This is a genomic window from Acinetobacter sp. ANC 7912 (genome assembly GCF_039862785.1).
GTDB classification, from domain to species: Bacteria; Pseudomonadota; Gammaproteobacteria; order Pseudomonadales; family Moraxellaceae; genus Acinetobacter; species Acinetobacter thermotolerans.
On record NZ_CP156795.1, the window covers coordinates 3,091,130 to 3,112,110 of the forward strand.

Genomic DNA, 20,981 nt, shown 5'->3' on the forward strand with positions numbered 1-20,981 from the left:
AAGTAGAACAGGATAATAAGATGAAAATTTACATCATAGTAGGCAGTGTGCGTGAGGGACGTACCGCGATTAAAGTGGCTGACTGGATCTTTAAGCAGATGAAAACCTATCACTTCAGTACAGTAGAGGCCGAAATTGTCGATCTGAAAGAATGGAATCTGCCTATTTTTGCTGGGGCACATCCACCACTCACCGGAATTTATGACCAGCCGAAACAGCAGGAATGGGCCGATTTTATCGCGCTGGCCGATGCTTTTATCTTTGTCAGTCCAGAATACAACCATGGCTATAGCCCGGCCCTGAAAAATGCCCTGGATTATCTGGGCAAGGAATGGCAGGGCAAACCAGCAGCTTATGTGGGTTATGGCGCCACCAATGGCTCGCGTTCCATCGACCAGATCCGACAGGTCGGTACCCAGCTCGGCATGATCGATACCAATGCCATTGTCGAAATTCGTGACATCTTTAACCGTAACAAGGACTACACCTTTGAAGGCAATGAGTTTGACAATAAAACCTTACGCGCTGTGATCGACAAGCTGATTCAGTATGTCAGTGCCTAAATAAAATCCGACAGCCACGTCAGTTTTAACCTACACGGGAAGCAGAGATAACGGCTATGGGGTGACAGGCAAGCGGGCTATATTAGAGCCATAGCCGGACAGGATGTCCACCCGCGATACAAGAACAAGAAAAAGCGCATCTCAACAGGAAGTTGTTAGATCCGACAGGAGTCAGATCGTCATAGCACACTCAAAAGGCCTCGACAGGATGTCGGGGCCTTTTACTTTATCAGTTTTTACCAAGCTGAGTCATCCCACTGCCTTGCTGCAAAATTCAGCACTACTGTACGCTGTAGCGCACATAGATTGGGGAGAATTGAGGCTATGCTGACTACTAACCTGCACGTATAGTACAGACATACAGGACAGGAAGTCTTGAAGAATAAAAAACAATAAATGCAGCAGGAAGCTGACCGGTATGACAGGAGTTATACCTTTAGAATGAATCTGGAAAAAGCCCGGACAGGATGTTCGGGCTTTTTTCTTTTTCAGGTCTGCATCATTGAAAAGAGGACGCTTCCCGACCTTATTTCACAGCCAGTACCTCAGGGTGCAGTTAGCTTTAACAGTCTTGCCTGTGGACCATCTTCAATCACCCAGATCCCACCATCCTGTGCCTGAATTGCCCCACGAATCCGGGCTTTCATATCCAGACGCTGCACTTCTTTCACTGGTTGTTGCGTGGTATCCACGATCATGATGGCTTTAGAGGACAGCCCTGTAGCAATCGCCTTATTCTGCCATTGTGGAAATACTTTACCCGTGTAGAACATCAAGGAGGATGGTGAGATCACTGGTGTCCAGTCGATAGCCGGTGCTTCAAACTCCGGACGGGAACTATGATCGGGAATTGGTTTACCATCATAATGATCGCCATTAGATACGATCGGATAGCCATAGTTTTTGCCTTTCAGCACTTTATTCAGCTCATCCCCGCCTTTCGGTCCCATCTCAATCACCCAGAGCTGCCCTTGTGGATCAAAAGCCAGACCTAAAGGATTACGGTGTCCCAAACTCCAGATCTGTTTGGCAATCTCGCCCTGATTCATAAATGGATTATCGGATGGAACCGAACCATCATCATTCAGGCGGATAATCTTGCCAGCATTAGATTTCATGTCTTGAGCAGGGTTAAACTGCTGGCGCTCACCCGAACTGATCCACAGTTTGCCGTCTGAGCCAAAGATAATCCGGTGTCCATAATGGCCCTGCCCGGAAGAAAACTTCGGTACCTGCGTCCAGATTTTTTTGTTCTGAGTGAGTTGTGGTGTGTTCTTGGTTAAATCCAGTTTGCCACGAACCACCACAGCGCCATAGCCACCTCGTCCCTGCTCAGCATAGCTCAGATAGACCCATTGATTACGTTCAAAATCAGGATGCAAAGTCACATCCCCCAAGCCACCCTGACCACCATAGGCAACTTTTGGAATACCCTTAATTTCAGTCTTTTTGTTGGTGTTTGGACCAAATAAATACAACCGGCCACGACGTTCAGTAATCAGCAAACGGCCATCCTTTAAAGAGGTGATTGCCCATGGTTCATTAAACTGGGCAATATTGTTGACCTTATAGGCCTGCTGGGCTTGGGCAGTATTCGAGGTTGATGTCTCTGAATTAGCCTGTTCCTGGCTCTTACCTTGTTCTGAAGAAGTATTATCTTGTGCATGACAGCCTAGACTATAAGGAATAAAACCTAGAAATAACAGTGCTGCGAGATGGACCTGATTCATTGTTATTCTGCGTACTTATTAAAATGGATTAACCACAATGTAGCATTTCAGGGGCACGCTAAAAGCATAAAAAGGTTAAGAAATCGTTAACAGATTTAACTAAATCCAGCCCAGATATAGAATTATTCCTGTGCTATTTCCATCATTTGATACAGGCGCTATCGCGCTCAACCTTCGCTTCATACAATTGCTGGTCTGCAGTCTTCATTAGACGGTCCACATTGTGATAGATATGCTCGGCATCCATCACAGCAGCCCCGACACTTATACTAATCCAGGTTCGGTTGTCATCACGATTGGCATGTTCCATGTTCAGTTCACGAATCGCCTGACACAACCGATCGGCAAAAGTTTTGGCCTGTTGATAGCTAATTTCTGGCAATAACACCGCAAATTCTTCCCCGCCATAACGTGCCAGAAAGCCATTTTCCGGCAGAATCTGCTGAATAGTCTGCACAATAGTTTTTAGAACATAATCACCTTTCAGATGGCCATAGTAATCGTTGTAGTTTTTAAAATAGTCCACATCGATCATAAAAAAGGCCAGCGAACGTTGTGTTGCACCCGCCTGCTCGTATTGTTGCTGGATCTGCTCATTTAGGGCAAAACGGTTATAAGCACCGGTAAGAGAATCCAGACGTACCTGCTCCGCCAGTTTCTGGTTGAGCAGGCTAATATCCCGGGTACGCTCCTGTACTTTCTGATCTAGTTCCTTATTCCAGCGGATCAGTTTCTGGTTCAGCACCTCGGTATTAATACTTTGCACCGCATAATCACGACTGAGCTGGAAAGTAATCAGAATGAAATACAAACAAGAGGTATAAAAAGCGATTTCCACCGAATCAATCAGCTTGAGTGCCAGCAGATAGTCATGCAGGAAGGTCAGACAAACCAGCAACACCGCAATGGAATTGACCTTGGAATACTTCACATTAGATTTGTGCATGCGATAGGCTGCAAACAGCAAATTGATAAAAACCAGAAGCGCGATACTAAAGCTTTGAAAAAAGAAGCTCTGAAAGGTGTACGGCTGTGCAAACAGGGTCACTGCTACATTTACAGTAATAATCGCTGCGGTAATCTTTAATAAATACGGATTAAGCAGGCGATAAGGTAATAAATAAATATAGATCAGGAAGAACAGGCAGGCCAGTTCGGTCAGCAGATATTCAAAGCGTGTCCCCCAGACCCAGGAAATATCGGTAAACAGGGTATAAATAAACGGTACCGCAAAAAAGCTACGCACACTCAAGCACAGGATAAACAGGCCCAAAAACAACAGAATATTGCCCGCTTTGGTGCGAATACTGCGGAACATGGCAAAGAACACCATAAAGCTGCCAATCATCAGCAGAACGCCGCTGACCACACTTAATGGAATGACCTGCTGATAAAACTTGTGCAGAATCGGGCGCGGAAAACCAATCAGAATACTATTTTCCAATCCACCACGAATATGCTGGTAACTTGAGGCCTGAATGGTAATAGTGACATCACGTTGTGACGGAAAAAAGGAAGCCAGTTTAGGCGCCATCATAGTCTGATGTTGCCCTTCTTTCCCAACCTGTCCAGCATTAATCAGCAGATGATCATCCACATACATTCGGTAAGCACCATACTGGTATGGCACATACATATAAATGGCATGAGAAAGTACAGATTCAGGCAGACGGAAAGTTTTCTGGAAAGTCCCGATCCCGTCTTTATGCCCTGTGATGGTCTGGAATGAATTGGGTAACTGAACCTTTTCTACAGTATTCTGATTTTTATTGTGATCTAAAAAGACTGTTTTATGAGAAATCGGATCAATTAACTGATTCGGATAAAAATCCCACTCCCCATCCAGATTCATATTCTGCTGTTGAGTGAAATGAAGCTCTGTAATCGCATAAAGCTGGCTATGGATCAGGCTGAGCCATATGAACAGAAAGGCTTGAAGGAGAAACTGCTGCATATGACATCAGTAAGAATGACACGTTAAGTTATTAGTATAGCATTTTACTATTGAACACAGATTAGTCATTAGCAAAAAGTCGATGAATAAAAGCTAAAATCCAGCCATAAAAAAACACCCCCGATCTTTTGATCGGGGGTGTTTAGAATAATGAGCTGGCGATGACTTACTCTCACATGGCAAACGCCACACTACCATCAGCGCGAAGAGGTTTCACTTCTGAGTTCGGGAAGGGATCAGGTGGTTCACTCTTGCTATGGTCGCCAGCACAACTGGGATGGATACTCGCTTGGTCTTAGGTTTGCGCCAAGGTTTTTTCCAAATGAGTTATTAACAGGATAATCTGAGTTGAACATTGTATCTAGCATTTCAACTAAATCAAGTTGCTTTGATGCTTTATGAATCAATTGTTGCTTTGTATACAACTGCTTGGGCGTTGTATAGTCAAGCCTCACGAGCAATTAGTATTGGTCAGCTTCATGCATCACTGCACTTCCACACCCAACCTATCAACGTCCTAGTCTCGAACGGCTCTTTAGAGGACATAAAGTCCTAGGGAAATCTAATCTTGAGGTAGGCTTCCCGCTTAGATGCTTTCAGCGGTTATCCCTTCCGAACATAGCTACCCGGCGATGCGACTGGCGTCACAACCGGTACACCAGAGGTTCGTCCACTCTGGTCCTCTCGTACTAGGAGCAGATCCTCTCAAATTTCCAGCGCCCACGGTAGATAGGGACCGAACTGTCTCACGACGTTCTAAACCCAGCTCGCGTACCTCTTTAAATGGCGAACAGCCATACCCTTGGGACCTGCTTCAGCCCCAGGATGAGATGAGCCGACATCGAGGTGCCAAACACCGCCGTCGATATGAACTCTTGGGCGGTATCAGCCTGTTATCCCCAGAGTACCTTTTATCCGTTGAGCGATGGCCCTTCCATACAGAACCACCGGATCACTAAGACCTACTTTCGTACCTGCTCGACTTGTGGGTCTCGCAGTTAAGCGCGCTTTTGCCTTTATACTCTACGCGTGATTTCCGACCACGCTGAGCGCACCTTCGTACTCCTCCGTTACTCTTTAGGAGGAGACCGCCCCAGTCAAACTACCCACCAGACACGGTCCTCGTCCCGGATTACGGGACAGAGTTAGAACCTCAATATTACCAGGGTGGTATTTCAAGATTGGCTCCATAGCAACTAGCGTCGCTACTTCAAAGCCTCCCACCTATCCTACACAAGTAAGATCAAAGTTCAGTGTCAAGCTGCAGTAAAGGTTCACGGGGTCTTTCCGTCTAGCCGCGGGTACACCGCATCTTCACGGCGAATTCGATTTCACTGAGCCTCTGCTGGAGACAGCGCCGCCATCATTATGCCATTCGTGCAGGTCGGAACTTACCCGACAAGGAATTTCGCTACCTTAGGACCGTTATAGTTACGGCCGCCGTTTACTGGGGCTTCGATCAAGAGCTTCGCTTACGCTAACCCCATCAATTAACCTTCCAGCACCGGGCAGGCATCACACCCTATACGTCCACTTTCGTGTTTGCAGAGTGCTATGTTTTTAATAAACAGTTGCAGCGGCCTGGTTTCTGAGGCTGTCAACAGCTCAAGGAGCAAGTCCTATCACCATCGACAGCGTACCTTCTCCCGAAGTTACGGTACCATTTTGCCTAGTTCCTTCAGCAGAGTTCTCTCAAGCGCTTTGGTCTACTCGACCTGACCACCTGTGTCGGTTTCGGGTACGATTCCAGTGTAACTGAAGCTTAGAGACTTTTCCTGGAAGTATGGTATCAGCCACTTCACCAGTAAACTGGCTTGCTATCAGATCTCAGCATAGAGCACCCCGGATTTGCCTAAGATGCATGCCTACTTCCTTCCACCTGGACAACCAACGCCAGGCTGACTTAACCTTCTCCGTCCTCTCATCGCATTACACTGAAGTATTGGAATATTAACCAATTTCCCATCGACTACGCCTCTCGGCCTCGCCTTAGGGGTCGACTCACCCAGCCCCGATTAACGTTGGACTGGAACCCTTGGTCTTTCAGCGAACGGGTTTTTCACCCGTTTTGTCGTTACTCACGTCAGCATTCGCACTTCTGATACCTCCAGCATGCTTCTCAACACACCTTCATTGGCTTACAGAACGCTCCCCTACCACTTACGCATAAGCGTAAATCCGCAGCTTCGGTACATAGTTTTAGCCCCGTTACATCTTCCGCGCAGGCCGACTCGACTAGTGAGCTATTACGCTTTCTTTAAAGGGTGGCTGCTTCTAAGCCAACCTCCTAGCTGTCTATGCCTTCCCACATCGTTTCCCACTTAACTATGATTTTGGGACCTTAGCTGGCGGTCTGGATTGTTTTCCTCTTGACTACGGACGTTAGCACCCGCAGTCTGTCTCCCGGATAGTACTCATTGGTATTCGGAGTTTGCATCGGTTTGGTAAGTCGGGATGACCCCCTAGCCGAAACAGTGCTCTACCCCCAATGGTATTCGTCCGAGGCGCTACCTAAATAGCTTTCGGGGAGAACCAGCTATCACCGAGTTTGATTAGCCTTTCACCCCTATCCACAAGTCATCCCCTGGCTTTTCAACGACAGTGGGTTCGGTCCTCCAGTTAGTGTTACCCAACCTTCAACCTGCTCATGGATAGATCACCCGGTTTCGGGTCTACACCCAGCAACTATACGCCCTATTAAGACTCGATTTCTCTACGGCTCCCCTACACGGTTAACCTTGCTACTGAATGTAAGTCGCTGACCCATTATACAAAAGGTACGCAGTCACCCCGAAGGGCTCCCACTGCTTGTATGCATGCGGTTTCAGGATCTATTTCACTCCCCTCACAGGGGTTCTTTTCGCCTTTCCCTCACGGTACTGGTTCACTATCGGTCAGTCAGGAGTATTTAGCCTTGGAGGATGGTCCCCCCATATTCAGACAAGGTTTCACGTGCCTCGCCCTACTCGACATCATCATATCAGCCCTTTCGTGTACAGGACTATCACCCACTATGGTTGCACTTCCCAGAGCATTCCACTAAAACTGATATGACTTAATGGGCTGTTCCCCGTTCGCTCGCCGCTACTGAGGGAATCTCAATTGATTTCTTTTCCTACGGGTACTGAGATGTTTCACTTCTCCGCGTTCGCCTCATAAACCTATGTATTCAGTTTATGATACCGACCTTATAGCCGGTGGGTTTCCCCATTCAGACATCTCCGGATCACAGGATATTTGCCGCCTCCCCGAAGCTTTTCGCAGGCTATCACGTCTTTCATCGCCTCTGACTGCCAAGGCATCCACCACATGCACTTAATTACTTGACTATACAACCCCAAACAGTCGTTACACCTACAAGTCAGTGTAGCAACAAGTTCCACCAGTAAACTGGCTTCTCTTACAGTTTGTTGTTCTGTGCACTTAAGCACCGTACAGCTTCAATTAGATTCACGTACCAAAACGCTTGATTCAGTTAATTTCGCTAGTTCTCATTCAATCACTTCAACTTCACAACCAAAGTTGTGTCGTTTCCGCTCTCTTATGAGATTGAACAAATTATTTCAACTCAAATATATTCTGTTAATGATTTAACGTATCTTCGTCAGACTACGTTACTGTGATAAATCACAGAGATTATCAAGTGGTGCGTATATTAGCGCATCCATTGGATAATCTCTATAATCTGATCACTTGATCGCTTAGGAACTAAACAACATCGCTGCCGTATGATCACATACTGCGCGAAGCGTAGCTTCTTGCTTAAATTTCAAGTAAAAGCAGTGCTTTTATACTCTTGAAATTTGGTGGAGACTAGGAGAGTCGAACTCCTGACCTCCTGCGTGCAAAGCAGGCGCTCTACCAACTAAGCTAAGTCCCCAGCTTATCAATAAGTCAATGTATCTAAAGTATGTCATGGTGGGTCTGACAAGACTTGAACTTGTGACCCCACGCTTATCAAGCGTGTGCTCTAACCAACTGAGCTACAGACCCTCAGATACATCGTCATGAAGAACAACTTGTTGTGGATTCTTACCGATCGTCAATCTTTCGTTAAGGAGGTGATCCAGCCGCAGGTTCCCCTACGGCTACCTTGTTACGACTTCACCCCAGTCATCGGCCACACCGTGGTAAGCGTCCTCCTTACGGTTAGACTACCTACTTCTGGTGCAACAAACTCCTATGGTGTGACGGGCGGTGTGTACAAGGCCCGGGAACGTATTCACCGCGGCATTCTGATCCGCGATTACTAGCGATTCCGACTTCACGCAGTCGAGTTGCAGACTGCGATCCGGACTACGATCGGCTTTTTGAGATTAGCATCTGCTCGCGCAGTAGCAACCCTTTGTACCGACCATTGTAGCACGTGTGTAGCCCTGGCCGTAAGGGCCATGATGACTTGACGTCGTCCCCGCCTTCCTCCAGTTTGTCACTGGCAGTATCCTTAAAGTTCCCATCCGAAATGCTGGCAAGTAAGGAAAAGGGTTGCGCTCGTTGCGGGACTTAACCCAACATCTCACGACACGAGCTGACGACAGCCATGCAGCACCTGTATCTAAGTTCCCGAAGGCACCAATCCATCTCTGGAAAGTTCTTAGTATGTCAAGGCCAGGTAAGGTTCTTCGCGTTGCATCGAATTAAACCACATGCTCCACCGCTTGTGCGGGCCCCCGTCAATTCATTTGAGTTTTAGTCTTGCGACCGTACTCCCCAGGCGGTCTACTTATCGCGTTAGCTGCGCCACTAAAGCCTCAAAGGCCCCAACGGCTAGTAGACATCGTTTACGGCATGGACTACCAGGGTATCTAATCCTGTTTGCTCCCCATGCTTTCGCACCTCAGCGTCAGTATTAGGCCAGATGGCTGCCTTCGCCATCGGTATTCCTCCAGATCTCTACGCATTTCACCGCTACACCTGGAATTCTACCATCCTCTCCCATACTCTAGCTTCCCAGTATCGAATGCAATTCCCAAGTTAAGCTCGGGGATTTCACATCCGACTTAAAAAGCCGCCTACGCGCGCTTTACGCCCAGTAAATCCGATTAACGCTCGCACCCTCTGTATTACCGCGGCTGCTGGCACAGAGTTAGCCGGTGCTTATTCTGCGAGTAACGTCCACTCACCTTGGGTATTAACCAAGGGAGCCTCCTCCTCGCTTAAAGTGCTTTACAACCAAAAGGCCTTCTTCACACACGCGGCATGGCTGGATCAGAGTTGCCTCCATTGTCCAATATTCCCCACTGCTGCCTCCCGTAGGAGTCTGGGCCGTGTCTCAGTCCCAGTGTGGCGGATCATCCTCTCAGACCCGCTACAGATCGTCGCCTTGGTAGGCCTTTACCCCACCAACTAGCTAATCCGACTTAGGCTCATCTATTAGCGCAAGGTCCGAAGATCCCCTGCTTTCCCCCGTAGGGCGTATGCGGTATTAGCGTCCCTTTCGAAACGTTGTCCCCCACTAATAGGCAGATTCCTAAGCATTACTCACCCGTCCGCCGCTAAGAATCGGTAGCAAGCTACCTATCTCCGCTCGACTTGCATGTGTTAAGCCTGCCGCCAGCGTTCAATCTGAGCCATGATCAAACTCTTCAGTTAAAATCATTTTGTACTTTAGTTAAGACAAAGTACTTAATTCTGGCTCATCAATTACTGACAAAAATTCGCTCAAATAAACTTCGAGTAATTTCTACCATTAATCAATGAAAATATATTCAATCGATCAACCGGTAAAAATCCACACAAGTTGTTCTTCATAATCTCTTAATGATCTTTCTAACACCTCGTCAGTGTTAGAAGCTGGACTCAATACACTCAACAACTCAGCCATCGGCTTCGTTCGTTTCGCTGTATCGCGTCGGTATGGGATGCATTCTAGAGGATTTCAGAATCATTGCAACCCCCAATTCACTATATTTTTCACGTATGTATCTTTTTTCTACGAAAATCGCCAAAAAATCGCTTTTTTATCTAAATTTTGAGCATTTTTAACCAATAAACATTTAATTCAGTACAACACAGCCAAAATCACTTATATCTTTTAAGACCTAATAACGATCACTCTAAGACTTATTTTAAGCTCTTTTCATAATGATGATTTCAAGAACTTAAATTTTTCCGGAATCGTTTTATACAAAACTTTAAAAATATTTTGATACTTTTAAAGTTTCTTGAGTTTTATCTTTATATAAGTCTTTTTTGAGTGAGAAGTAAGTAAAAATATTTGAGAGAGGTATTTCTATAGGCTTAATGACTTATCTAGACATTAAACTTAATTTTGATCATGTGCTTTAAATCTAAAATAAGAACTTAACTGGCCTGCTCTAAAGTATGGTGACTTAACCAGTGCTGCATCACTTCTATAATCACTTCTTTCTTACCGGTATAGTCTTCTGCTGCAAACAACAATTTGGCCCGACGCGGTAAACGTTCCTTGACCAGAGAAAACAGTAAATAATGAGAAGCTAAATCTAGTTGCTGAAACAGGCTAAAGGCTTGCTGATAAGACTGTTCTTTTTGCTCAGGTGTGCCGTATTCAAATAGAAATCGCAAAACAAAGTCGATTTCCTCATCAAAGATGTCCTGAGTTTGATAATGATACATATACAGCGCAGCCCTCTATTTTAATTTTATCGATCTTCTGCGAGATCTCATCAATGTGTGTTTTGATCATGCCAGCTAATTTTGACTTCGACAATCCAGGGCCAATGTCTATCTATAAAAGCAGCAGTCACAAAAAATGATAAAAGTGTCATGAATAAACGGAAATTTTGAAAATAAAAAAGGAAGAGATCTCTCCCAAAATCTCTCCCTTAGAATGAATCTTTACCCGATCCAGTATGTCGTTATTATAGTTATTCGCTTTAAATATCTTAAAAAGAGTCTCTTGGGGAAGAGACTTTTTAAGTTGTGGAGCTGATTGTTATTCCCACTACCCTCTAGATGCGCTTACGCGAATTCTCCAGATGAATAAATACTAAACATAATATGGCGGAAAGGCAAGTATTTGGCAAAATTTAATTCTTGTTTTTATAAGGTTTTTTTTGAATTTACTTATTTGAAATATTAATATAGAAATCAACAAAAAAGCAGACCGAAGCCTGCTTTCTTTTCAACAACTTAGAAAGTTTGTTAGTCAACGAAAGTGACTTTCGCAATTGCTTTCTTGCTTGCCTGAATAATTAAAGTGACATTTTCTTTCACTGAGAAAGAGGCATCAACCGGTTTCCAGTCTACTTTTACAGCACCACGGCCAACTGCATCTTTGGCTTGTGCTGCATTTTTCACCAGACCTGCGGCACGCAGAATAGAGGCAATGAAGATTTCGCCACCAAATTCACCACGAGAAATGGTTACTTCTGGGGTACCTTCTGGCAATTCACCTTCAGTAATGATGTTACCCGCACCTTTATGTGCATGTGCTGCGGCTTCAGCACCATGGAAACGCTCTACCAGTTCCAGCGCCAAAATACGTTTCACTTCCTGCGGATTACGGCCTTCTTCGATTTCTTTGAGTAACTGCTGAATTTCTTCAACCGATTTAAAGCTGAGCAGATCAAAATAACGCTCAATCAGCGAGTCCGGCATAGACAGCACTTTCTGGTACATCGCACCCGGTGCATCAAATACTGCAATGTAGTTACCTAAAGATTTAGACATCTTGTTCACGCCATCCAAACCTTCCAGGATCGGCACGGTAATACATACCTGAGGTTCCTGGTCATAACGGCCTTGCAGGGTACGACCCATCAGCAGGTTAAAGGTCTGATCCGTACCACCCAGCTCTACGTCAGCTTCCAGTGCTACAGAGTCATAACCTTGTACCAGTGGATACAAGAATTCGTGAATCGCAATCGGTTGCTGGTTGTTATAACGCTTGGTGAAGTCATCACGCTCCAGCATACGTGCTACAGTTTGCTGAGAAGCCAGCTGGATTAGGTCAGCTGCAGATTTCTTGCCAAACCATTCAGAGTTAAACACCACTTTGGTTTTTTCGGGATCAAGAATCTTGAAGACCTGTTCCTGATAAGTTTTGGCATTTTCCAGCACCTGTTCACGTGACAGAGGCGGACGGGTTGCACTTTTACCAGTCGGGTCACCAATCATCGCTGTATAGTCACCGATCAGGAAGTATACTTCGTGGCCCAGATCCTGGAATACTTTCAGCTTGTTGATCAATACCGTGTGACCTAAGTGCAGGTCTGGTGCAGTTGGGTCAAAGCCCGCTTTAATTTTGAGCGGACGATTCTGCTTTAATTTCTTTAGAAGGTCCTCTTCAGAAATAATTTCATGTGTGCCTCGTTGGATGAGGGCAAGTTGTTCTTCAGCCGGCAGGAAATTTGACATCACAAAACCCAAATACATCAGTTATTCAATTTGTGCGATATACTAACACTTTTTCAGCACATTGCAGGCTTAAGAATAATCATGACGGCGATCTATATTGGGGTAATGACCGGCACAAGCATGGATGGTGTCGATATTGTTGCTGCTTCTTTTGATCCTTTACAGCTTCATGCTACCCTCACCTTGCCATTTGACCCGGATCTGCGTGATGAGCTGATGGCGCTCACTCTGCCTGGCGATAATGAAATTGACCGCATGGGCAAGGCCGATGTAGCTCTGGCGAAAATGATCGGTCATGGGATTAATGCGCTGATTGAAAAAAATAATCTGGACCGTACACAAATTAAGGCCATTGGCTCTCATGGACAGACCATTCGCCATCGTCCGGAACATGGTTTTACCCTGCAGATTGGTGATCCCAACATTATTACTGAAATTACCCAGATTCCGACCATTTCCGATTTCCGCCGCCGCGATCTTGCTGCGGGCGGTCAAGGCGCACCGCTGGTTCCGGCTTTCCATCAGGATGTGTTCCAGCACGAAAATATTCACCGCGTGATTCTAAATCTGGGTGGTATTGCCAATGTCAGTATTCTGCCGGCAGGCCAGCCTGACAAGGTGTATGGCTTTGATACCGGTCCTGCCAATATCCTGATGGATGCCTGGTGTGAACGCTATACCGGCCAGCCTTATGATGAAAATGGCAACTGGGCAGCTTATGGCACCCCGATCCGCAGCCTGCTGGACCGCCTGCAGGAACATGAATATTTTTCCAAAGAGCCACCAAAAAGTACCGGCCGTGAAGACTTCAACCTGGAATGGCTGGACGAACAGATTGCCGACTGGCGCAGTTCTTTAGAATATGACGAGCTGGAAGATAATCCTGAAAATGTTCAGGCAACTTTAATGAAGCTCACGACCCGCGCGATCAAGAAAGCCATTTACCGTTCCGGACTGGATACTGGCGAAGTCTATGTTTGTGGTGGCGGTGCGTATAATTCACATTTACTGGAACAACTCCGCTGGCGTTTACGCAAACATCAATGGAGCGTTCAAACCACAGCTGATTTAGGTTTAAGCCCGACTTGGGTCGAAGCCACCGCTTTTGCTTGGCTAGCCATGCGCTTCATGAATCATCAGAGTGGCAACCTGCCTGCTGTGACCGGTGCATCTGGCTATCGTGTTCTTGGTACCATTACTGCTGTGTAAAAACGATAACTATATATAGGTATGAAAAAGGTCTGCATATGCAGACCTTTTTTTGAAAATTAGGTTTCAAAGCAACTAATCATTAGCGCAGCATATTCCGCGCTTTTTCAGCACGGAATGCTTTTAAAATCTGTTGCCCTGCACGTCCGGTTGGGTTCAGCCCCAAGCGTATCTGTTCCTGACGAATCGCCTGTCGGGTTTTATCGCCAATCAAACCATCTGCTTCACCAATGTCATAGCCTTTTGATAGCAAAAACTGCTGAATTTCACGACGTTCGGCACGTGAAGTTCCCGGGTCCTCCGTTGGCCAAGCGGTCAGGAAAGCACCCTTGCCTTGTAAACGGTCAGATAAATGTGCAATTGCCAAGGCATAACTTTCCGCAGCGTTATAACTATAAATGGCATCAAAGTTTTTAAACACCAAGAAGATTGGGCCATTTTGTCCTGCCGGGGCAATCAGCCCCGCCTGACTATATTCAGACAGATTTCCTTGTAATAAGGATGAACCATCAGCACGCAGCAAACCACGTTGCATCCAGTAACTCAACGGCTTTTTATTGCTTCGGCTTTCACCTGCAGTTGAAGCACCTGCAGGTAGTTTTACTTCAAAGCCCCATGGCTGACCAGTTTGCCAGCCACGTTTTTTCAGGAAATTGGCTGTAGAGGCCAAGGCATCCGGTACACTACCAACCAGATCACGACGACCATCCCCATCAAAATCTACCGCCAGTTCATCATAAGTCGATGGCATAAACTGGGTATGCCCAAAAGCCCCTGCCCATGAACCTTTGAGCTGACTTTCATAGACATCGCCACGCTGTAATAGCTTCATGGTGGTAAAGAACTCACCACGGAAATAGCTTTGGCGACGTCCCTCACAACTCAAAGTTCCTAAAGCCTGTAATAAAGGATATTTACCGGAAATATCCCCATAGTTACTTTCCACGCCCCAAACCGCGACTACTGTTTCTACAGGAACACCATAAGCAGCACTGACACGATTCAATACATCACGATGCTGCTGCAATTTCTGACGGCCCTGCTGCACGCGCTCATCATCCACCAGACCAGACAGATAATCCCAGATCGGCGTCGAAAATTCCGGCTGATAATTCAGTTTTTCAATCACAGAATAATCTGAGGTGAGATTCTGGGTATAGCGGTCATACGTTGCTCCATAAACGCCTTTGACCAGCGCCTGGGATTTTAGCCCTGCCAGACAATTTTGGAACGAGCTGGAACTTGGCGTATAGGCACTCGAACCGGTAGACAGTTCAGAAGAACTCAAACGCTGTCCATTAATAATCAGTTCAGCATTCGCCTGGGAGGCAGACAGAATGATTGAGCCAAGAAAAAGTGCAAGCCGTTGCATAGAACCCTTAATCTTATATTTCGAATTATGTTCCTATTCACCTTATCAGCTTGTGAACAGAATTAAAGTCTAGAAACGTAAAATTTAAATTCATATTTTCTACATTTTTAAATTTATTCGCGCTTTTTTGAATTTAAAAACTTATCCACAGAGTGGTTTTAAATTCAAAACCAGTTATCACTCATTTGAATTCAAAAATAGGTTTATGGATAACTAAAGGAAGGAAAAGCCCAAAACTGTAGTATTTGAGGGCTTAAGTTTTAAATTCATTCAACTTTTCAGGATCAATTTCTAAATTCAAAACTTTGAATTTATTCCTCAGTTTTTAAATTTATTATTTTGAATTTAAATTCAAAAGATCGATTTGAATTCAAACTTCTCATTTTAAATTTGAATTTATTTTTATGAATTTAAATTCATAACTGTACTTTTGTACGTTTTAAATTCATTTTTGAATTTAAATCCTGAACATCATTTCAGACGTTATAAGATCAAATTTTAGCCAATTATTTATAAATGATTGTGCATTTTATAAGCAATTGATTTTGATAATATTCCGATAAATGGCAGCTGGTTTTCAGAGAGGCGCAATCATGCCTGAATCCAGACAAATAAAAAAGCGACCACAGGTGTGATCGCTTTTTTTATCAGCAGCTTAAAGTTTAGATGGTCATATCTTCGCTCAATGCCAGCGGATTTGGCAAAATCTTCGCCAGTTGACGACATAAAGTTGTCAGTTGCGCGCTATCAGTTGGCATCAGAGTGATGTGACCAATCTTGCGACCTTCACGCTCTGACTTGTTGTATAGGTGTAGGTGTGCGCCTTCCAGTGCCAGTACATCTTCAGTTTTTGGATGCTGACCGATGATATTCACCATCACCGTTGGACGTACCACATCGGTTGAACCGAGCGGCAGACCGGCTACGGCGCGAATATGGTTTTCAAACTGTGAACATACCGCACCTTCAATCGACCAGTGACCTGAGTTATGCACACGTGGTGCCATCTCATTCGCATACAAGCCTTTGTCTGTCACAAACAGTTCAAGCGTTAATACACCAACGTAGTTCAAGTGATTGAGCAGGCGAGTGATGTAGTCTTGCGCAACTGGCTGCAGATCTACACTGTTAGGTGCCGGAACGATGGAGTGAGACAGGATACCGTTGTGGTGATGGTTTTCCGCCAATGGCCAAGTTTTCACGTCACCATTTTGACCACGTACCGCAATAATCGAAACTTCACGCGAGAAAGTCACAAAACTTTCGGCAATCAGTTCACCGGCAGGACCGAGTTCAGCCCAAGCCTGGTCGATTTGATCCGCTGTACGCAGGACAAACTGGCCTTTACCGTCATAACCGCCACGTGAGGTTTTTAGGACGATCGGCAAGCCCAGTTCTGCAACAGCTGCCTGCAAGCTCTCCAGTGAAGTCACCGCTTTATACGGCGCAACCGGAATATCCAGTTCATCAAACAGGGCTTTTTCAGACAGACGATGCTGTGCGATCGCCAATGCCTGACGAGGGGGATGTAACTGTTTCGTTTGAGTCAGCACATCCACATCAGCCAGCGGGGTATTTTCAAACTCCAGGCTGAACACGTCCGCACTGTTGATAAAGTCCTGTAAGCCATTTTCGGCTTTGGTCGAGAAAACTTGACCCAAAGCCGCAGAAGGGCAATCTGTATTGGCTTCAAAGAAGGTACATTGAATATTCAGGGGCAGGGCTGCTTGCGCCATCATGCGACCGAGCTGACCGCCACCAAAAATACCGATGGTTTTATCCATTGTGTATGATCCCGTATTTAAGCTTGGCCTTACATTTGGCCTGGAATATTGTTGCTTGCCACTTTCTCAGTTTGTGCAGCACGGAAATCGGCGACATTTTTCGCGATGTCCGGACGGGTCAGACCCAGAATCTGTGCGGCCATAATCGCTGCATTAGTTGCACCTGCAGGACCGATCGCCAAGGTGCCGACTGCGATACCTGCTGGCATTTGTACGATGGAAAGCAATGAATCTACACCATTTAAGATTGAAGATTTGACTGGCACACCGAGTACTGGCAGATCAGTTTTGGCTGCACACATACCTGGTAAATGCGCTGCACCGCCAGCACCGGCAATAATCACCTGGATACCACGTTCACGTGCAGTTTCCGCATATTCAAACAGACGGTCAGGGGTACGGTGTGCAGAAACGACTTCGGCTTCAAATGGGACACCAAGCTGCTTAAGCATATTGGCAGTGTGTTCGAGAGTTGCCCAGTCTGATTGAGAACCCATGATAATACCTACTAGAGGAGCATCTTGTGCAGCAGCCGCATTCATTGCAATGTTTCCAGAGATTAAAGTAAGAGAAGATAAATCTCGACGAGAGAGCCAAGCTTTAATGGGAAGGCATATTATAGACTGAAAATTCAGCTTCATAAAATTTAACGGTCAAAGCAAGGCTCGATTTTTCTTGTTTTTTTATAGGATTTTTAAAATTTTAAATAAAAATAGGAAAGTAGGGGATTCCTGACATTTTAGGAACTGCGGAAGACAAAATAGACACAGCCACACAGACACAGCCCTGCCCAGAGATAATCCAGTTTGAAGGGCTGTTTAAACAGGAACAGCATAAACGGTACAAAGACCAGCAGGGTCACCACTTCTTGGGTGATTTTCATCTGTCCCACTGCCAGACCTTGCTGAGCCATCAGCCGGGTCGCCGGAATCATCAGGCTATATTCACACAGTGCAATCAGCCAACTGAATAGAATGATCTGCCACATCGGTGCATCGTGCGGCAAAAATTTCAGGTGGCCATACCAAGCCAAGGTCATAAAGCAGTTTGCGCAAACAAGCAGGAGTAGGGGCCAGAACATAGCGAATGCCAGTTAAAAATTTACCGGATATTTTACGGATTATTCCGTGAAAAGATAATCGCGACTCTGGTTTTTTTATCGTATTTAGCATCGTTTCTTCACATAAAAAATCCGCCAGATATGCCTATCTTTTCCCGCAAAGCCTTGCTATCGTTGCCTGTAAATCGAATAAATCAAGACAACAGCACAAAATACAAAGTGATGTGTCATTTAATAAATGGAGTAAAGTAAATGCATCTGCATATCTTGGGCATTTGTGGCACCTTTATGGGCTCGCTGGCCTTGTTAGCGCGAGATCTTGGCCATAAGGTGACGGGTTCAGACCAGAACGTGTACCCACCAATGTCAACCCAGCTGGAAAATGCAGGCATTACTTTAATGCAGGGCTATGACCGCAGCCATCTGCAGCCACATCCTGATCTGGTAATTGTCGGCAATGCAATGAAACGTGGCATTGATGCTGTGGAATACATGCTGAACGAAGGCCTGCCTTATATTTCAGGTCCACAGTTCCTAGCCGATCACGTATTGCAAGGCAAACACGTGTTAGGCGTTGCCGGTACGCATGGTAAAACCACCACCACTACCATGCTGGCATGGGTGCTGGATCAGGCCGGTCTGGAACCTGGTTTCCTGATTGGCGGTGTACCACTTGGTTTCTCTGAAAGCGCGCGCTTGGGTGGTGGTAAATACTTCTGTGTCGAAGCCGATGAATATGATTCTGCCTTCTTCGACAAGCGTTCCAAGTTCGTGCATTACCATCCAAGAACCGCAATTCTGAATAATCTGGAATTTGACCACGCCGATATCTTTGAAGACCTGGCAGCGATCCAGAAGCAGTTCCATCACTTGGTTCGTACCATTCCATCTGAAGGTCGTATTATTGCGCCAATTACCGAAACCAATATCGATGAAGTGCTGGAAAAAGGCTGCTGGACACCGGTAGTACGGACTTCACTAGATGCCAATGAAAATGCAGAACTGTACGCGGAGCAACTTTCTGCGGATGGTTCTCACTTCAAGGTACTGCAACATGGTGTAGTAAAAGGTGAAGTGAAATGGAATATGACCGGTCAACATAGTGTAGCCAATGCACTGGCAACCATTGCGGCAGCCGAGCATGTCGGTGTCTCTATTGAAACGGCTTGTGAAGCACTTTCCAATTTCGGTGGTGTTAAACGTCGTATGGAGTTGTTAGATACCGTACGTGGCATTGAAGTGTATGATGACTTTGCCCATCACCCGACTGCAATTGATACTACACTTGACGGCGCACGCAAACGTTTGGGTGAGCGTAAACTGTGGGCGATTATTGAACCACGTTCCAACACCATGCGTATGGGCAGCCATAAGGAGGGTCTGGCACATTCCGCGCGTCTGGCCGATGAAGTGATCTGGTACCAACCGGAAGGTCTGGACTGGGATCTGCAACCGGTGGTCGATGCTGCACCAAACAAAGCGATCGTAGCACGTACGCTGGATGAGATCATTCAAACGGTAGTAGCTGAAGCAGGTGAGGGTGATGCCGTAGTGATCATGTCTAACGGCGGTTTTGGTGGTCTACATCAGAAACTGATTAGTGCCTTAAAGCAAAGCGTCTAAATCGTTTTAGTCTTTATTTCCTAAGACTTCTAAAGGATCGTAGAGCAATATCTACGGTCCTTTTTTCATGGGTAATAAAAATACTTACATTTTTTAAGGAATTAACCATTTTGCCAATGAACTGTTCATAAAGCCCTGCTAGCTTAAAGCCATTGCGTCTTTCTCAGCTGACCATCGTCACCATACAAACGACGGTCAATCATTCCCAATAATCACAAAGAAGGATAGTTGCCATGTCAAATACAATGAAAGCAATGGTTTACTATGGCGCCAATGACATCCGTTTTGAAGAACGTCCCATCCCAAAAATCCTGCAGCCTGATGATGCTGTGATCAAGCTGACCAAGGTCACCATCTGCGGGACAGATCTCGGGATTTGGAAAGGCAAAAACCCGGAAATTGAAGAGGTAGCAAAAGAAAAGACTGGTAGCTTTAATGGCCGGATTCTCGGTCATGAAGGTATTGGTATCGTTGAAGAAGTCGGTTCTGCCGTCAAAAATTTTAAGAAAGGCGATCGGGTGATTATTTCCTGTGTCAGCCGCTGTGGTACTTGTGAAAACTGTCAGAAACAGCTGTATGCCCACTGTCTGAATGATGGCGGCTGGATCATGGGCTATATGATTGATGGTACCCATGCTGAATATGTACGTACGCCATTTGCAGATACCTCACTGTATCATCTGCCTGAAGGCCTAAATGAAGATGTCGCGGTATTCCTGTCCGACATTCTGCCGACCTCACATGAAATTGGCGTACAGTATGGTCAAGTCAAACCCGGTGACAATGTGGCAATCGTTGGTGCCGGGCCAATTGGGATGAGTGCTCTGCTTACCGCCCAGTTTTATTCACCTGCCAATATCATCATGGTCGATGTGGATGATAACCGGCTGGAATTCGCCAAAACCGTTGGTGCGACCCATACCGTGAATTCAGCCAAGGAAGATGCGATTCAGCGCGTACTGGAACTGACCAATGGGCGAGGGGTGGACTGTGCCATTGAAGCCGTCGGTCTGGAAGCGACCTGGAATATCTGCCAGCACATCGTGAAAGAGGGCGGACATCTGGCCAATGTCGGCGTGCATGGTAAATCGGTGAATTTTGAGCTGAACAAGCTCTGGATCAAGAACCTGACCATTACTACCGGTCTTGTGAATACCAATACCACCGGCATGCTGCTGAAAACCTGCTGTTCCGGTAAACTGCCGCTGGAAAAACTGGCCACCCATCACTTTAAGTTCAATGAATTCGAAAAAGCTTATGATGTGTTTAAACATGCATCGGATGAAAAAGCCTTGAAAGTGATGATTGATTATTCCTAGATTAATCCAATAAAAAGCCCGCATTGC

General features: G+C 45.8%; 12 protein-coding genes, 2 tRNA genes and 3 rRNA genes. 4 read left to right on the forward strand and 13 right to left on the reverse strand.

Going from position 1 to position 20,981, the window contains the following annotated elements; genetic code table 11:
* The first annotated feature begins 20 nt into the window (after positions 1–20).
* A complete protein-coding gene (locus ABEF84_RS15105; RefSeq protein ID WP_347453329.1) occupies positions 21–563 on the forward strand; it encodes an NAD(P)H-dependent oxidoreductase in 543 nt (180 codons plus the stop codon).
* Between the two features lie 545 nt (positions 564–1,108).
* Here the strand turns inward: ABEF84_RS15105 and ABEF84_RS15110 are convergent.
* The 9 genes from ABEF84_RS15110 to tyrS all read right to left on the reverse strand — a co-directional run bounded on the left by ABEF84_RS15110 (position 1,109) and on the right by tyrS (position 12,605).
* Positions 1,109–2,293 (reverse strand): PQQ-dependent sugar dehydrogenase, encoded by a 1,185-nt coding sequence (locus ABEF84_RS15110; RefSeq protein ID WP_347453330.1) that lies wholly within the window; start codon positions 2,291–2,293, stop codon positions 1,109–1,111.
* A gap of 142 nt (positions 2,294–2,435) precedes the next feature.
* Entirely contained in the window at positions 2,436–4,247 is a 1,812-nt protein-coding gene (locus ABEF84_RS15115) for a GGDEF domain-containing protein (protein WP_052127867.1), read from the reverse strand.
* 153 nt (positions 4,248–4,400) lie between these two features.
* Positions 4,401–4,515, reverse strand: a 5S ribosomal RNA gene (rrf, locus tag ABEF84_RS15120).
* Between the two features lie 172 nt (positions 4,516–4,687).
* Positions 4,688–7,576, reverse strand: a 23S ribosomal RNA gene (locus tag ABEF84_RS15125).
* Positions 7,577–8,051: 475 nt separating this feature from the next.
* Positions 8,052–8,127, reverse strand: a tRNA-Ala gene (locus ABEF84_RS15130).
* 36 nt (positions 8,128–8,163) lie between these two features.
* A tRNA-Ile gene (locus ABEF84_RS15135) sits at positions 8,164–8,240 on the reverse strand.
* A gap of 61 nt (positions 8,241–8,301) precedes the next feature.
* Positions 8,302–9,839: ribosomal RNA gene (locus ABEF84_RS15140) — 16S ribosomal RNA — on the reverse strand.
* The 16S, 23S and 5S rRNA genes sit together here with 2 tRNA genes alongside, the layout of an rRNA operon.
* 711 nt (positions 9,840–10,550) lie before the next feature.
* The gene (locus ABEF84_RS15145; RefSeq protein WP_347456668.1) at positions 10,551–10,844 is read right to left on the reverse strand and encodes a hypothetical protein; all 294 of its coding nucleotides are present in this window, start codon (positions 10,842–10,844) and stop codon (positions 10,551–10,553) included.
* A gap of 528 nt (positions 10,845–11,372) precedes the next feature.
* Positions 11,373–12,605 (reverse strand): tyrosine--tRNA ligase, encoded by a 1,233-nt coding sequence (gene tyrS / locus ABEF84_RS15150; protein ID WP_347456669.1) that lies wholly within the window; start codon positions 12,603–12,605, stop codon positions 11,373–11,375.
* A gap of 63 nt (positions 12,606–12,668) precedes the next feature.
* Between tyrS and ABEF84_RS15155 the strand changes: the two genes are divergently transcribed.
* Positions 12,669–13,796 carry an anhydro-N-acetylmuramic acid kinase gene (locus tag ABEF84_RS15155; protein ID WP_347456670.1) on the forward strand — a complete coding sequence of 376 codons (1,128 nt, stop codon included), beginning with the start codon at positions 12,669–12,671 and terminating at the stop codon, positions 13,794–13,796.
* Positions 13,797–13,878: 82 nt separating this feature from the next.
* Here ABEF84_RS15155 and ABEF84_RS15160 read toward each other — a convergent pair whose 3' ends face one another.
* The 4 genes from ABEF84_RS15160 to ABEF84_RS15175 form a co-directional block, all read right to left on the reverse strand.
* A complete protein-coding gene (locus ABEF84_RS15160) occupies positions 13,879–15,168 on the reverse strand; it encodes a lytic murein transglycosylase (RefSeq protein ID WP_347456671.1) in 1,290 nt (429 codons plus the stop codon).
* A 662-nt stretch (positions 15,169–15,830) separates the two neighbouring features.
* Positions 15,831–16,952, reverse strand: a complete 1,122-nt coding sequence (locus ABEF84_RS15165) for a 5-(carboxyamino)imidazole ribonucleotide synthase (protein ID WP_347454610.1) — start codon at positions 16,950–16,952, stop codon at positions 15,831–15,833.
* Positions 16,953–16,981: 29 nt separating this feature from the next.
* Positions 16,982–17,494 carry a 5-(carboxyamino)imidazole ribonucleotide mutase gene (gene purE / locus ABEF84_RS15170; protein ID WP_034586789.1) on the reverse strand — a complete coding sequence of 171 codons (513 nt, stop codon included), beginning with the start codon at positions 17,492–17,494 and terminating at the stop codon, positions 16,982–16,984.
* A gap of 197 nt (positions 17,495–17,691) precedes the next feature.
* On the reverse strand, positions 17,692–18,033 hold the full coding sequence (locus ABEF84_RS15175) for a DMT family protein (protein ID WP_034586791.1): 342 nt from the start codon (positions 18,031–18,033) through the stop codon (positions 17,692–17,694).
* A 231-nt stretch (positions 18,034–18,264) separates the two neighbouring features.
* Here ABEF84_RS15175 and mpl point away from each other — a divergent pair, with 231 nt between their 5' ends.
* Positions 18,265–19,635: a UDP-N-acetylmuramate:L-alanyl-gamma-D-glutamyl-meso-diaminopimelate ligase gene (gene mpl, locus ABEF84_RS15180; protein WP_034586793.1), complete on the forward strand. Its 1,371-nt coding sequence runs from the start codon at positions 18,265–18,267 to the stop codon at positions 19,633–19,635.
* 233 nt (positions 19,636–19,868) lie between these two features.
* Complete coding sequence (locus tag ABEF84_RS15185) at positions 19,869–20,954, forward strand: zinc-dependent alcohol dehydrogenase family protein (protein WP_034586795.1); 1,086 nt, start codon at positions 19,869–19,871, stop codon at positions 20,952–20,954.
* Positions 20,955–20,981 lie beyond the last annotated feature (27 nt).